This is a genomic window from Algiphilus sp., from assembly GCF_965216485.1.
Taxonomy (GTDB): domain Bacteria; phylum Pseudomonadota; class Gammaproteobacteria; order Nevskiales; family Nevskiaceae; genus Algiphilus.
Map to the genome: position 1 here is coordinate 2,657,430 of NZ_OZ244162.1, position 12,711 is coordinate 2,670,140.

The window sequence follows — 12,711 nt, forward strand, 5'->3', positions numbered from 1 at the left end:
ACGCGCCGGAGGGCGGTGGGGCAGCCCCGCCACGGCTAGCCTCCTATCGCTCCGATTCCGACCACGCTGCTGTCGCCTTCGCCGGGACCAGCGGTTGCATAGAGACAGTTTCGCCCCTGCTGCTTGGCGCGATAGCAGGAGGCGTCCGCTTCCTTGAGCAGGCTGCTGGCGCTGCGGGAATGCCGCTCGATGGCGGTCATGCCGACCGACAGGCCCAGTGGCAGTCGCTGTTCACCATCTTCAACAATGATATGGCTGACGGCCTGCACCAGCCCCTCCCCCATCTGCCAGGCCTTGGCCTTGGAGCAATCGGGCAGCAGCAGGGCGAACTCGTCGCCCCCAAGGCGCGCCAGCACATCGCAGGCCCGTATCCGCTGCTTCATGGCGCTGACAACCTGGATCAGGACCTTGTCCCCGTGTTCATGACCACATTGATCATTGATCGATTTGAAGTGATCCAGATCGAGCATCATCAAGTAGTGTTCGCCACCACGGGTTCGTGCCTGAATCCGCAGCGCTTCGAGTGACCGGTGGAGTTCGCGACGGTTGGGCAGCCCCGTCAAGGGATCATGGCTGGCCTGATAGCGAAGCTGCTGTGCCAGCTGACGAGTGGCCGATACGTCGCGAAACACAAAGACGCCACCAATCAACTGGCGTTCGCGGTCGCGAATGGGATTGGCCGAGCCCTCAATGGGAAGGCGGGAGCCGTCGCGCAGCAAGAGCGTGGCGTCATCCGGCAACTCGCCCGGCAGGCCTTCGTAGAGGATGCGGCGCATCGGGTGGTGATGCTCATCGCTGTCAGTGACAACCTGTACGACTTCATCAAAGGGGCGTCGATCGACATCCGAGGACACCAGACGCAGCAGCCGCAGGGCCGGTTCGTTGACGAAGGTCACGCGACCCCACATATCGGTACGAATCACGCCGTCGGCAATGGCCGCGAGCGTCACCTGCGCCAGTTCCTTTTCGCGCAGGATCGCCTCCCGCATTTCGCGGCGCTCGGTAATGTCCTGAATCTGGGATAGAAAATACAGCGGCAACCCACCCTGATCACGAATGATCGTGACGTCGAGTTGCGCCTGCACGATCCCGCCATTGGCGTGCAGGTAGCGCTTGTCCATGCGGTAGTGCTGCCCCCTGCCATCGATCAGCGCCTGGACATTCCCCAGGTCCGTATCCAGGTCGTCTGGATGCGTAATGTCCTGGAAGGTGCGGGCAAGAAGCGCTTGCCGCGAGTAGCCGAGAATCGTACTCAGCGCACTGTTGACCTCCAGCCACTCGCCCTGCAGCGAGACGAGGGCGGCACCGATCGGCGAATCGTCGAAAGAGGCCGAAAACAACCGCTCCCGCTCGTCAAGCGACCGCTGCGCGGCGATCAATTTCGTGATGTCGTGCCCCTCCGCCAACAAGAGGCAGACATTGCCTTCCTCATCCCGCAGCGGACGCAGCGAAAAGTCGATGGTGGCCGACCGGTCCTGGCTGCCGAAAATCTCAACTGCGTATTGCACGGTTTCGCCCGCGCGGGCTCTTGCGAGATCGGCCTTGAGACGTTCGCGCGTATCGTCATCCCGCTGCCAGCAAGGCACATCCCACAGGGCACGTCCGACCATGTCCGCCGCTTCGACGCCCATGAATTCAAGGGCGGCCCGATTGCCCTCGATGATGCAGCCGTTGAGGTCACACAGCCCGATGAACTGGTAGGTGGCATCGAAGATGCTTTGATAGCGCGCCCTCGCCTCCTGGAGCGCCTGCTCCAGGGACTTCGCATGGCCGATGTCGGCGGTCGTGCCGACCATCCGTTGTGCGCTGCCATCCGGCCCGCGACGCACCACGCGGCCGCGTGTCATCACCCACTTGTAGCTCCCATCGCGACAACGCAGGCGTGACTCCACCGCGAACTGTTCCGCTACATCCTTGAGATGTGCATCCAGGTGCGCGTGCACCGTCTCCCGGTCGTCGGGGTGCAGCCGGCCATGCCATTCGTCGAGATCGCTTCCGATTTCGCCATCTGCATAGCCCAGCATCTGCTTCCAGGTCTCGGAGTAGTACATGGCGCGGCTTGACAGATCCCAGTCCCAGACACCGAGACCCGAGCCTTCCGTCGCGAGCTGAAGGCGCTCCTCGAGGTCGCGATTCTCCGCCTGCAGCGCTGATGCGCGGCATTCGGCGCTGCGCCGGTCGCTGACATCCTGTACCGAACCCACAATGCGCAAGGTTTGGCCATCTTCCACCAAGGGCGAGCCGATGGAGCGAATCCAAAGGGCTTGGCCCTGCGCCGAGTGCATCTCAAGATCGAGGGACCATCCGCCCGAGCCCGCGACCGCGCCCTCAATTGCAGCCATAAGCGCGCGTCGACTGGTATCCGAGAACATGGCAAGGGCGTCCTCGAAATCAGGCAGGGACGCGTCCTCTGCCAGCCCAAAAAGCGTCCGGGTTCCCGGCGACCACCACATCTTGGGAGGCGTGCCTGGCTCGAAGACCCAGGTACCGGAAGCGGTACTGTGCTCGAGCAGACGCTCTGACGAGGGATTGACCGTCATTGCCGCAAAGCCGATTGCTTACGATAGAAGCGCAAAGCATCGGTACGACCGTGCCCGCAGTGGGGATGGAGGCGATGAGCGGTAGCATTCGCGTGACCGCATTCGGCGATGAACGCCGAAGGCAGCGCGGTTACCCCACGGTGCCGCCATCGCTGCGGCTTGCCGCGTCGGCGGCTTCGCGCCGACAGCGCACGGCACTACCTTGGCTCAGCGGCCGCCCGGTCGCTGAGCACGCCATGTCAGGCCTTCCTTACACGCGCCGGCCAGTATCCGCTTCAACGGATACCGGCCATCCTGCTCATATCACCCGACCTGCAGACGCTCGCGACCGCCCATGTAGGGGCGCAGGGCGGCCGGCACGGTCACGCTGCCGTCGGCATTCTGGAAGTTCTCGAGAATGGCGACCAAGGTGCGGCCCACCGCCAGTGCCGAGCCGTTGAGGGTGTGCAACAGTTCGGGCTTGCGGCTTTCCGGATTGCGCCAGCGCGCCTGCATCCGCCGCGCCTGGAAATCCCCGCAATTGGAACAGGAAGAAATCTCGCGATAGGTGTCCTGCGACGGCAGCCAGACCTCGATGTCATAGGTCTTGCGCGCCCCGAAGCCCATGTCGCCGGTGCACAGCACGATGACCCGATAGGGCAACTCCAGCGCCTGCAACACCGCCTCCGCGTGGCTGGTCAGCGCCTCCAGCGCGGCCTCGGACTCCTCCGGCGTCACCGCGTGCACCAGCTCCACCTTCTCGAACTGGTGCTGCCGGATCATACCGCGCGTATCGCGTCCCGCGGCGCCGGCCTCGGCGCGGAAGCACGGGGTATGGCAGACAAAACGCCGTGGCAGGGTGTCGGCGTCGAGGATTTCGTCGCGCAGCAGATTGGTGACCGGCACCTCGGCGGTGGGGATCAGATACCAGGGGGTTTCGCCCTCCAGCCGGAAGAGGTCTTCGCCGAACTTGGGTAGCTGACCCGTGCCGGTCAAGGCCTCACCTTGCACGATGAAGGGCACTGCTACTTCCTCGTAGCCGTGCTGGTTGCTGTGCAGATCCATCATGAAGCTGGCCAGTGCGCGATGCAGGCGCACGACGTCGCCGTGCATGACGGCGAAGCGGCTGCCTGTGAGTTTGGCGGCCTCGGCAAAGTTCAAACCGCCCAGCGCCTCGCCCACGCTGACATGATCCAGTGCGCCTTCGGCAGGACGTGGCGTGCCCCAGCGGCGCAGCTCGACATTGTCGGATTCATCGGCGCCATCAGGCACGTCGGCCGCCGGCATATTGGGCAGATCCAGCATGAAGCGCTCTATCTGGGCCTGCACCGCATCGAGTTTTTCGGCATTGCTCTCCAGCTGCTGCTTGGCGCCCTCGACCTGTGCCAGCAGCGGCTGAATGTCCTCCCCAGCCGCCTTGGCCTGACCGATGCGCTTGGCACTGGCATTGCGTTCCTGCTGCAAGCGCTCGGTCTCGGTCTGCAGCGCCTTGCGCTGGGCTTCCAGGGCGTTGAAGGCGGAAACGTCCAGGGTATAGCCGCGACGTGCCAGCGCTTGGGCCACGCCCTCGATGTCCGTACGCAGCAGTTTGGGATCGATCATGATCGAGCTTGAGGGGAAAGGAAGCGGAATTCTACCTGCGCCGCGTGCGCGGACTCTGCGGCGTCCGCAGCATGAGGCCCGCGATACGCCAGCCGGCAATGCCCCCTGCGAGCCAGGCGACGGTGGATGCGGCCACCCGCGCAGCCAGCAGCAATGCATCGCCTGCCGTCCACGGATGCAGCGCCTCGGCCAGTAGCATCGTTTCCCAGCTGAAGCTGGACAGGGTGGTGAATCCGCCGCAGAAGCCCGCCATCAGGAACACCTTGAAGTGCGGGCGATGACGGTGCTCCAGGAAGCGCGCACTGAACACGATGAGCGCCGAGCCCAGAATGTTGACCATGGCGGTGGCCGCCGAACTGCTGGTCATCTGGGACGCGACCAGTAGACGCAGGCCCGCCCCCAGCGCGCTGCCGGCCGCGACCCAGGCCACGAGCTGCCAATGGAAGACGCGCGCGCTCACGACCCCAGCACCCTCTGTCCAAGCATGAGACCCGCACCTGCGGCCAGCGGGCAGAGCACCACCGTGGCGGCCACGTACACGACCGTGCGTACAGGATGACTTCGCCACAGCGAAAGCGCCTGCAGCGTGAAGGCCGATACGGTCGTGAAACTGCCGAGTCCGGCACCCGCCACCACCAGCCAGCGCGCCGAAGCCATGGCTTCCCCCTGCACCATGCTCGCGGCCAGCAGACCGATCAGCACACTACCGAGCAGGTTGACGCACCAGGTGCCCCACGGCCAGGCGCTCCGACTGCGGCGATCCAGCCATTCCGCCAGCAGATAGCGCGCCGCGCCGCCGAGCGCCGCCGCGAACATGACCGCTGCCCATGTCATCGCGATGCGTCTCCGGATCGGGCACGCAGCTCGGCCATTCGCTGCGCGATGCGCGCTTCGATGCCTCGCTCGGTAGGCGTGTAGAAGCGCGTGCCGACGAGGGCGTCGGGCAGGAATTGCTGACCGGCCGCGTGCCCTTCGGATTCGTCGTGATCGTAGCGATAGCCCTTGCCATAGCCGAGCCCTTTCATGAGCCGGGTCGGCGCATTGCGGATGTGCATCGGCACCGGCTGGCTGCCGTGACGCTCCACCGCCGCCATGGCCTGCTTGTAGGCCGTATAGGCGGCATTGCTCTTGGGCGCCAGCGCCAGCCACAACACCACTTCGGCCAGCGCCAGCTCGCCTTCGGGCGAGCCGATGCGGTCGTAGGCGTCCCACGCAGCAAGCGCCATCTGCAGCGCCTTCGGATCGGCCAGTCCGATGTCTTCATAGGCCATGCGCGCAATGCGCCGCGCCAGATAGCCCGGGTCGGCGCCGCCATCGATCATGCGGCAGAACCAGTAAAGAGCCGCATCCGGGTCGGAGCCGCGCACCGACTTGTGCAAGGCCGAGATCTGGTCGTAAAAGGCATCGCCCTGCTTGTCGAAACGACGCATGCTGCGCCCGAAGACCCGTTGCAGGCCGGCCTCGTTCGCCGCGCCACCGGCGGTGAGATAATCCGCCGCCATCTCCAGCATGACCAGTGCGCGGCGCGCATCGCCATCGGCGAGTTCCACGATGCGCATTCGCCAGTCGTTGGGCAGCTCGGTGGGCGCCACGCCGCGTTCGGCGTCGTCCAGCGCCCGCTGCAGCAGGCTATCGATGGCCGCATCGTCCAGCGGATGCAGCACGAAGACGCGCGCCCGCGACAGCAGCGCGCTGTTGAGTTCGAAAGAGGGATTCTCGGTGGTGGCGCCCACCAGGGTCACGGTGCCGTCCTCGACATAGGGCAGCAGCGCATCCTGCTGCGCCTTGTTGAAGCGGTGAATCTCATCAATGAACAGCACGGTCTCCTCCCCCGCCTCGCGGGCACTGCGCGCCGCTGCCACCGCTTCGCGAATGTCCTTGACGCCGGCCATGACGGCGGAAAGGGTGCGGAACTCGGCGCGCACATGCTGTGCCAGCAACCGCGCCAGCGTGGTCTTGCCGGTGCCGGGCGGACCCCAGAACACCATCGAGGGAATGCGGCCGGCGTCGATGGCGCTGCGCAGGGGCGCATCCGCGCCGAGCAGGTGATCCTGACCGACCACCTCCTCCAGACGGGCCGGCCGCATGCGTGCAGCCAGCGGCGTAGCGCGATCGCCCTGGCTCACGCGCCCGACCCGCTACTCGACGACGACCACATCGGCGCCCTTCGGCGGCGCGAAGCGCAGCCGCTCCGGCGCGATGTCGCCATTCACCGTAATGTTGGAGAAACGCACCGTGGTCTGCCCGCCCAGCTGATCGGCAAAGACGAGGGCGCGCGGTACGCCGTTGGCCAGCAACAGGGTGACGGACTGGAAATCGCTGTCATCCGAACGCGGTTCCAGGCGCACGACCTGCTCCGCCCCCTCCGCCTCCAGTGCCGTCTCGGTCTCCGGCGCCACGATGCGGAAGCGCGTGGCCAGTGCGCTGCCGTCGGCCAGCAGTTCGGCCGGCGTGCCGGCAAGCGCGGCATCGGCGGGACGGCGGGTGACCTGCGCCAGATCGGGCTCATAGGTCCACAGCGTTTCGCCATCGGCCACCACGGTCTGCGGAAAGGGACTACGCACTTCCCAGCGGAAACGGCCCGGGCGCTGCAGCCAGAAATGCCCTTCACTGCGCTCTAGCTCAAAGCCCGTATCGTCGCGCTGGACCTGCACGAAGTCCGCCTCGAAGCTGCTGACGTCGTCAACGAATCGCTGCAGCGCAGAGGTGGCTGTCTCGGTGGATGGCGCCGCACCTTTGGACGACGCCGCAGGCTCGGCCGACACCGGTGCCGAGAAGAAAGCCGCAAGCAACAGACCGACGAGGGGGGGCAACGCGCGCACGGGTTTGCAATTCATGGACTCAACCATCCTGCCAAGGGCCCCATAGGCTCTTCGCGGCGCGGTGAATCCGCCGTGAACGGACAGCGCGCGGGCATGCAGCCGCCTATTCATTGTTGGTGGGCACCAGGATGTCGCGGTTGCCTCCCGGCCCACTGGGCCCCACCACTCCGGAGGCCTCCATCTGCTCGACGATGCGCGCGGCCCGGTTGTATCCGATCTTGAGTCGGCGCTGCACCCAGGAGGTGGAGGCCTTGCCCGACTCGATGACGATCTGCACTGCCTGGTCGTACAGGGGATCCTGCTCGGCATCGCCACCCTCGCCGCCGCCGGCGGCGGCTTCCGCATCACCGGCGCAGACCGCGTCGATGTATTCCGGCTCGGCGACCTGCTTGAGATACTCGGCCACCTTGTGCACTTCGTGGTCGTCGACAAAAGCACCGTGCACGCGATCGATGCGGCTGGAACCGACGGGCCGGAACAGGCTGTCACCGTGGCCGAGCAGGGTTTCGGCCCCAATTTCGTCAAGGATGGTGCGCGAATCCACGCGCGAGGCCACCTGGAAGGCCAGGCGGGTCGGGATATTGGCCTTGATCAGGCCGGTGATGACGTCCACCGAAGGCCGCTGCGTAGCGACGATGAGATGAATACCGGCCGCGCGCGCCTTCTGCGCGATGCGCGCAATGAGTTCCTCAACCTTCTTGCCGACCACCATCATCATGTCGGCCAGCTCGTCGATGACCACGACGATATGGGGGATCTCCTCCTCCAATCGCGGCTTGGGCGGTGCGTCCGGATCCTCCTCGCCATCGGCAAACAACGGAGCGGATTGCAGCGGATCCTCCATCGGCTCACCGCGCTCGATGGCTTCGCGCACCTTCTTGTTGAGCCCGGCGAGATTGCGCACCCCGACCCGCGTCATCAGCTGGTAGCGCCGCTCCATCTCGCCCACACACCAGCGCAGCGCATTGGCGGCGTCCTTCATGTCGGTGACGACGGGGGTCAACAGATGCGGGATGCCCTCGTAGACGGACAGCTCCAGCATCTTCGGATCAATGAAGATGAAACGCAGCTGCTTGTGCGTCGCCTTGTACAGCATCGACAGGATCATGGTGTTGATCGCCACCGATTTGCCGGAACCGGTGGTGCCGGCCACCATCAGGTGCGGCATCTTGCCCAGGTCCACCACCACGGGCCGGCCCGCGATGTCCTTGCCCAGCCCCATCGTCAACGGAGAGGGCATGTTGCGGTATTCCGGTGAGTTCAGAATCGCCGACAGCGAGACAATGTCGCGATGCTGGTTCGGGATTTCCAGCCCCACGACCGACTTCCCGGCGATGACCTCGATCACGCGCACCGAGGACACCGACAACGCGCGCGCCAGATCCCGCGACAGATTGGTGATCTGCGATCCCTTCACGCCAGGCGCCGGCTGCAGTTCGAAACGCGTGACCACAGGCCCGGGCTGAGCCTCCACCACGGTCGCCTCGACGTTGAAATCCTTCAGATGGCGCTCGAGATCGCGGGAGATGCGCTCGACGTCGTCCTGGGTATAGCCCTTGTTGGAGGGCCGCGGCGGGTCCAGCATGTCCAGCGGCGGCAGCGGATCGCCAGTGAAGGCCGGCACCGCACCTGCCGACTTGTCGTCGATGGCCAGACTGAGCTGCTCTTCCCTGGGCTCGGCGGCCTGCGCCTTGTCCGCCTTGGCAGCCTTGCGCCGCGCGCGACGCGACTTGCCGCCCTTTTCCAGTGCCGGCCCATCGCCGGCATCCACCGTCGGTGCGGCACGCGGCGCTGTGGCCGCCACCGGCACCGATTGCGCCGCCTGAGCCGCGCGCGCCTCGCGTCGCCGGTGATAACCCTGCGACAGACGCTGTGTCGCTGCCACGATGGCGGCCCCGATGCGTTCGAAGACGCCAAGCCACGAAAACAGCCCAAGAATCGGCAGCGCCACCGCCATCACGATAAGCAGCAGCAGGCTGGCGCCGACCGGATTGAGCAGTTCACGCAACAGGAGAGCGAGCTCACTGCCGATGATGCCGCCCGAACCCTGCGGCACCAGCGCCGGGTTGGTTGCGATATGGAGCGCACAGAGTGCGCTGGCGGCAGCAGCACTGACCGCACCCGCGGCGGTGCGCATCAGCGGCCCGGGCACGAAGCTTGGCCCGTCGTCGTCATCCTCGGTGTCGGCCTCACTCGCCTCCGGGACATGACGTCCGCGACGCCAACTCTGCAGCAACAACAGCAGCGCGGCGGCAGACCCAAGCAGGGCCACATAGCCGAACAGCGACAGCAGCACATCCGCCACCCAGGCGCCCACCGGCCCGAACAGGTTGCGCACCGGCTCGCCGCTGCCGGTAGACGACCACCCCGGGTCGCCCGGATGGAAGCTGAACAGCGCCAGCAACAGCGAGAGCGCCATTCCGAACAGCAGCAGGAGGACGACCTCGCGTGTCAGCCGTTCAAGCCGACGGGCATTCGGTGCGACGCGGGAAGCGGAGGCTTTTGGCACGTAGTTTGCTGGACCCGAAGGGTGTGTGTGGACAGGCTCGGACGGCCACGGGCAGGGTGATGGGCAGCATTGAACTTGTGCGCTGTCATCACGCTCCAATCAGTATATCGGCTGCATGCAAGCCGTCCCGCCCGAGCCCGCTTTGGCCTTGAAGATCGCCTATCGGACCCCACTTAGGAGGGCAGGATGATTGAGGACATGATGCAACGAGGCAATGACATGAGCGTAGACGTCAAGCACTTCGTTCTGACGCCCGACGGCGACATCCGCGAATTCAGCGCGGAAGACGCCGCCCGCGTCGCTTCCGGCCAGTCTGCCCTGCCCGAGTTCGCCGATTCGCGCCTGCGCTATCTGCAGATCGCACTGGATCAGTCCAAAGGCGATGAAATTCGCGTACAGACCGGCATTGCCTGCCTGCAATTCGACGAGGACGGTCATTTTTCCGGCGCCGCCGCGCCGGACGGCGAGGAAGAGCAGGTCGACAGCTTTGAATACGATGCCTGCATCCAGTGGGCGCTACGCGGCACCGGCTCTTCCGAGCTTGTATATCACTAGCACGGTCTGGCCAGAGACCCCGATTGCAGGCACGCTCTAGGGCGTGCAGACCCGATACCACCACGCCATTCGCGACATCCCCGCCGCGCAATGGGATGCCCTGTTCGACGCAGGCTATCCCTTTACGCGCCATGCCTTTCTTGCCGCGCTTGAAGACAGTGGTAGCGTCGCCGCGGACAGTGGCTGGGAACCCGAGCACGTCGCGCTGTATGACGACTCGGGCAGGCTGTGTGCGGCTGCACCCCATTACCGCAAGCATCACTCCTACGGCGAATTCGTCTTTGACTTCCAATGGGCCGATGCTGCCTACCGCATCGGCTGTGAGTACTACCCCAAGGGCCTCTGTGCTATCCCGTTCACACCCAGTGGCGGCCCCCGACTGGGTGCGCGTGACGCAACGTCGAAAGCAGCGTTGGCCCGCGCATTGCACCACAATGGTGCAATGTGCGGTCTTTCGTCGGAGCATATCCTTTTCGCACAGCCAGACGATGCGGAAGCACTCGGGAAAGCGGGCTTCCTGCTGCGAGAGGACGTGCAGTTTCATTTTCGCAACCGCGGCTATGCCAGCTTCGACGATTATCTCGCGGCATTGAGCAGCGCCAAGCGCAAGAAGATCCGCCGCGAGCGCCGCCGCGTTCAGGAGGAGGCAGGCGTGCACTTCCGTGTCGTCCCTGGCGATGCCCTTGATGACGCAGCCTGGGCACGCATCTACGCGCTCTATGCCCACACCTACCACGTGCGCGGGCAATCGCCGTATCTGCGAGAGGCCTTCTGGCAGCAGTACGGGCGCGCACCTGGAACACCGGTGCGCGTGGTGCTGGGCGAACGCGATGACGAGATCATTGCCTGTGCGCTGTGCGTTCAGGGAGCGGACGCGCTCTACGGGCGCCATTGGGGCTGCGCAGATGATATCCACAGCCTGCACTTCGAGACCTGCTATTACCAGGGCATCGCCTACTGCATAGAACAGGGACTGTCCCGATTCGACGCCGGCACGCAGGGTGGGCACAAGCTGATGCGAGGCTTCGAACCGGTGTTGACCTACAGTCTCCATTGGTTGGCCGAGCCCCGTCTGCACCAGGCGGTGGAGGACTTCCTGCGCCGTGAGCGTGCCGCGGTGGAGGATGGCAGGGACCGGCTCGAAAGCGAACACAGCGCGTACCGGCGAGCCGAAGGCGGGGCAAGCGGTGCGGACGCGCGCTAGAGTAGGCATATGGACAACCCGATCCGGCTCCATTGGCTCGATCCGAAGGATCCGGCGCAGCCCTTTCCTCCCGCCGGCAGGGCGCTGCGCGATCCCAATGGCCTGCTGGCCATTGGCGGGGATTTGTCCACGGCACGACTGCTTCGCGCCTATCGCGAGGGCATCTTCCCGTGGTTCAACCCGGACGAGCCCATCCTGTGGTGGAGTCCCGACCCGCGCACCGTGCTGCCGACCCACGCCATGCATGTGAGTCGGAGCCTGCGCCGCGCCATTCGCCGCGCGGACTACGCCGTCCGCTTCAACAGCGCCCCCGATGCCGTGCTTGACGCCTGTGCAGCCCCGCGCGCGCCTGGCCAAGGCACCTGGCTGGGGCTGCAGATGCGCAAGGCCTATCGCAACCTGTTCGACGTGGGTGCGATGAAAACGGTCGAAATCTGGCGCAACGGTCACCTTATTGGCGGTGTTTACGGCGTGGCCATCGGTCGCATGTTCTTTGGCGAGAGCATGTTTTCGGCCGCAGACAATGGCTCGAAAATTGCTCTGTATTGGTTATGTCAATTCATGGATGCGCACGACATGCCGATTCTCGATTGTCAGGTGGGTTCGCCGCATCTCCAGAGCCTAGGGGCGGTAGCAATGCCGCGGCCACAATTCATTGAAAGCGTGTGGCGGCTGACGCGACTGCCCGCACCGCTCTGGACGGCGCCTGAGGCGGCTCCGTCATCCCCGCAGCATACGGAGACTCGGTCATGCTGAGCGGCCTGCAGAACGTCAGCCTCCTGATCACGCAACCCCATGCATGCAGCTATCTGGAACAGCGTACTGCCCGCAACCTGGTAGTGGATCCACGGTTGCGACTCGACGCGGCGCGCTATGAACAGCTGCTGGATCAGGGCTTTCGTCGCAGCGGCGATGCCGTCTATCGGCCGCATTGCCCGCAATGCCAGGCCTGCACACCAGTACGGATTCCAGTGCGGGAATTCGCCCCCGATCGCGCGCAGCGGCGCTGCATGAAACGCAATGAGGATCTCGAATTAGTACGCGCCTCGACGATCAACAGTGACATCCTCGCCCTCTACGAGCGCTATCTGCGCGCCCGTCACGAGGGAGAAGGTATGGAGCCTGACGACCATTTCGGCTTCGAGCGCTTCACCGCCTGCACCTGGATGCCGGTGGAGTACTGGCAGTATTTCGACCGCGACCGCCTGGTTGCCTGTGCGGTCGTGGACGTCCTGCCAAACGGCTATTCCGCGGTGTATACCGTCTTCGATCCGGGCCCGGACTATGCCGGCCGGAGCCTCGGCACGCTGGCGGTACTGTCCCAGATCCATGCCGCCGAACGCGAAGGCAAGGATTACGTGTGGCTCGGCTACTGGATTCCCGGCTGCGGCAAGATGGAATACAAGAAGCGCTTTCGGCCACAGGAGCGTTCCGACGGCGCTGGCTGGTCACGCATTGCCGAATAAGGCGGGGCGGGCGATAATAGCGGGCTTATTCCAC

11 protein-coding genes are annotated in these 12,711 nt (G+C 65.1%); 4 read left to right on the forward strand and 7 right to left on the reverse strand.

Annotation, left to right across the window (positions count from 1 at the left end; all coding sequences use genetic code 11):
- Nucleotides 1-35: 35 nt before the first annotated feature.
- From ACOOFO_RS12345 to ACOOFO_RS12375, 7 genes are all read right to left on the reverse strand, one after another.
- Nucleotides 36-2,540 (reverse strand): PAS domain S-box protein, encoded by a 2,505-nt coding sequence (locus tag ACOOFO_RS12345; RefSeq protein ID WP_420427061.1) that lies wholly within the window; start codon nucleotides 2,538-2,540, stop codon nucleotides 36-38.
- 303 nt (nucleotides 2,541-2,843) lie between these two features.
- Complete coding sequence (gene serS, locus ACOOFO_RS12350; protein WP_420427062.1) at nucleotides 2,844-4,121, reverse strand: serine--tRNA ligase; 1,278 nt, start codon at nucleotides 4,119-4,121, stop codon at nucleotides 2,844-2,846.
- Between the two features lie 31 nt (nucleotides 4,122-4,152).
- Nucleotides 4,153-4,581: a fluoride efflux transporter FluC gene (locus ACOOFO_RS12355; protein WP_420427063.1), complete on the reverse strand. Its 429-nt coding sequence runs from the start codon at nucleotides 4,579-4,581 to the stop codon at nucleotides 4,153-4,155.
- Complete coding sequence (locus tag ACOOFO_RS12360) at nucleotides 4,578-4,955, reverse strand: fluoride efflux transporter FluC (RefSeq protein WP_420427064.1); 378 nt, start codon at nucleotides 4,953-4,955, stop codon at nucleotides 4,578-4,580. Before ACOOFO_RS12360 ends, ACOOFO_RS12355 begins: the two co-directional genes overlap by 4 nt.
- Nucleotides 4,952-6,208 carry a replication-associated recombination protein A gene (locus ACOOFO_RS12365; protein ID WP_420429772.1) on the reverse strand — a complete coding sequence of 419 codons (1,257 nt, stop codon included), beginning with the start codon at nucleotides 6,206-6,208 and terminating at the stop codon, nucleotides 4,952-4,954. The genes ACOOFO_RS12360 and ACOOFO_RS12365 overlap by 4 nt, the downstream gene beginning before the upstream one ends.
- 51 nt (nucleotides 6,209-6,259) lie before the next feature.
- Entirely contained in the window at nucleotides 6,260-6,958 is a 699-nt protein-coding gene (lolA, locus tag ACOOFO_RS12370; protein ID WP_420427065.1) for an outer membrane lipoprotein chaperone LolA, read from the reverse strand.
- Between the two features lie 88 nt (nucleotides 6,959-7,046).
- A complete protein-coding gene (locus ACOOFO_RS12375) occupies nucleotides 7,047-9,452 on the reverse strand; it encodes a DNA translocase FtsK (protein WP_420427066.1) in 2,406 nt (801 codons plus the stop codon).
- Nucleotides 9,453-9,671: 219 nt separating this feature from the next.
- Here ACOOFO_RS12375 and ACOOFO_RS12380 point away from each other — a divergent pair, with 219 nt between their 5' ends.
- Genes ACOOFO_RS12380 through ACOOFO_RS12395 form a run of 4 tightly spaced genes read left to right on the forward strand, consistent with a single transcriptional unit; the run spans nucleotide 9,672 to nucleotide 12,677 of the window.
- Nucleotides 9,672-10,007: a hypothetical protein gene (locus ACOOFO_RS12380; protein WP_420427067.1), complete on the forward strand. Its 336-nt coding sequence runs from the start codon at nucleotides 9,672-9,674 to the stop codon at nucleotides 10,005-10,007.
- 43 nt (nucleotides 10,008-10,050) lie between these two features.
- Entirely contained in the window at nucleotides 10,051-11,211 is a 1,161-nt protein-coding gene (locus tag ACOOFO_RS12385; protein WP_420427068.1) for a GNAT family N-acetyltransferase, read from the forward strand.
- Nucleotides 11,212-11,220: 9 nt separating this feature from the next.
- Nucleotides 11,221-11,967 carry a leucyl/phenylalanyl-tRNA--protein transferase gene (gene aat, locus ACOOFO_RS12390; RefSeq protein ID WP_420427069.1) on the forward strand — a complete coding sequence of 249 codons (747 nt, stop codon included), beginning with the start codon at nucleotides 11,221-11,223 and terminating at the stop codon, nucleotides 11,965-11,967.
- Nucleotides 11,961-12,677: an arginyltransferase gene (locus ACOOFO_RS12395; RefSeq protein ID WP_420427070.1), complete on the forward strand. Its 717-nt coding sequence runs from the start codon at nucleotides 11,961-11,963 to the stop codon at nucleotides 12,675-12,677. Before aat ends, ACOOFO_RS12395 begins: the two co-directional genes overlap by 7 nt.
- Nucleotides 12,678-12,711 lie beyond the last annotated feature (34 nt).